This is a genomic window from Bacteroidota bacterium, assembly GCA_034723125.1.
In the GTDB taxonomy this organism is placed as follows: Bacteria; Bacteroidota; Bacteroidia; order CAILMK01; family JAAYUY01; genus JAYEOP01.
Genome location: JAYEOP010000600.1, coordinates 1 through 1,534 on the forward strand (window position 1 = coordinate 1; position 1,534 = coordinate 1,534).

The 1,534-nt window shown below is 30.8% G+C and carries 1 protein-coding gene; it reads right to left on the reverse strand.

What is annotated here, in order from left to right:
* Nucleotides 1–158 precede the first annotated feature (158 nt).
* Nucleotides 159–1,355: an ISAzo13 family transposase gene (locus tag U9R42_14885; GenBank protein ID MEA3497310.1), complete on the reverse strand. Its 1,197-nt coding sequence runs from the start codon at nucleotides 1,353–1,355 to the stop codon at nucleotides 159–161.
* Nucleotides 1,356–1,534 lie beyond the last annotated feature (179 nt).

The window sequence follows — 1,534 nt, forward strand, 5'->3', positions numbered from 1 at the left end:
TTTGTTTGTCATTTAGTGGTCATTTGCTTCGCTGTCATTTAGTTGCTATTTTTTAACTTTAAGTACTTTAGGCACTTTAAGTACTTCTGTTTATTTGTTTATTTGTTTATTTGTTTATTTGTTTGTCATTTAGGATTTGTTATGAAATAACATGACTATTATTGAGGGTAAATACTATAATTCCATTCGCCATGAAATGAGCTACGAACAATTTCAATTTCTCTTTCCTGCTTCTTTTTAATTTTAATTCCGGTTTTGTAATCATTTGTATCTATTTCACATTCTACATCAAGTCCTGTATTTGTTTTGGTTGAAGCAATTAGTTTGATGATAACCTCATAGCTTATTAAAGGTTTTCCTCGCCAATTCTTAGATATATAAGAAAATAGACGATGTTCTATTTTATTCCATTTGCTTGTACCAGGAGGAAAATGAACAACTTCAATCTTTAGTCTTGTCTCGTTTGCCAATTTTTGCAATTCAAACTTCCAAAGTTTTCCTTTTGAACTGTTACTTCCTCCGCCATCTGCTGTTATTAGTAGAGATGTTGCTTTATTATTATAATAAATACCCATTTTGTACCACCAGTTTCTAATGCTTTGTACTGCAAATTCTGCTGTGTCTTTTGTTATACCTACGTTTACCCATCCTTTATTATTGAACATATCTAAAATACCATAAGGTATTGCAACTCCTTCTGCATCTGTTAAAAAATCATATGCATTCACCTTTTCTGGAGATTTTTTTTCACACCATTCTTGTCCATTATTTTTGTAATTACCAATAAGTTCTCTCTTTTTTGCATCAACTGATATTGCTGGCTGATTTTCAAAATGATATTCTTGAACTTTTCTGTTTATAAACTCAAATTGTGCATCTCTGTCTTTATGTCCTTTGCCTTCAAATGTTTTCCGATTTGCCTGCAAACTAAATCCGTTTCGTTTTAAAGCATCTCCAATAATTCTATGACTGACAGTAATCCCTTCTGTTTTCAAAGCTTTTTCAATATTGCGAAGACTCTTACTTACCCACAATAAAGGAGATTCTGGCTCTCCTCGTGTGTGTGGCGATATGAAGTCTTTAATTTTTCCCCAAATGCCATCATCTACCTTTTGCTTTCTTCCTCCTCCTTTTTTTCTTAATTTTGTTGTATTACTTATCGGTACATCAGACTTTAAGTCTCTAATTCCTTTATTTATAGTATTATGAGAAACACCTATTAATTTTTCAAGTTTAATTTTTCCGCCTCGCCCTAAATAAAGAACTTCTGATGCCAAATAGATTCTCTTTTGTGCTTCATTTAAAAAAGGTAGCACCGAGTTTATTTTTTCTACTAATTTTTGATTATCTTGCATCCTGCAAAGATAAATAAAAAATATATAACAGTCAATTTATTTCATAACAATTCCTAAATTGTTTGTTGTAATAACCAATAAATGTTTCTAATTGGTCTCTTGAATGTTCACTTTCATATTTTGTTCTTTGTTCAGCAACAACATTTAAATCCACATCATCAAATTCGGATGTTGTAAAT

Coding starts and splice junctions, on each gene's coding strand:
- U9R42_14885 (MEA3497310.1), bottom strand. CDS start 1,355: ATGCAAGATAATCAAAAATTAGTAGAAAAAATAAACTCGGTGCTACCT.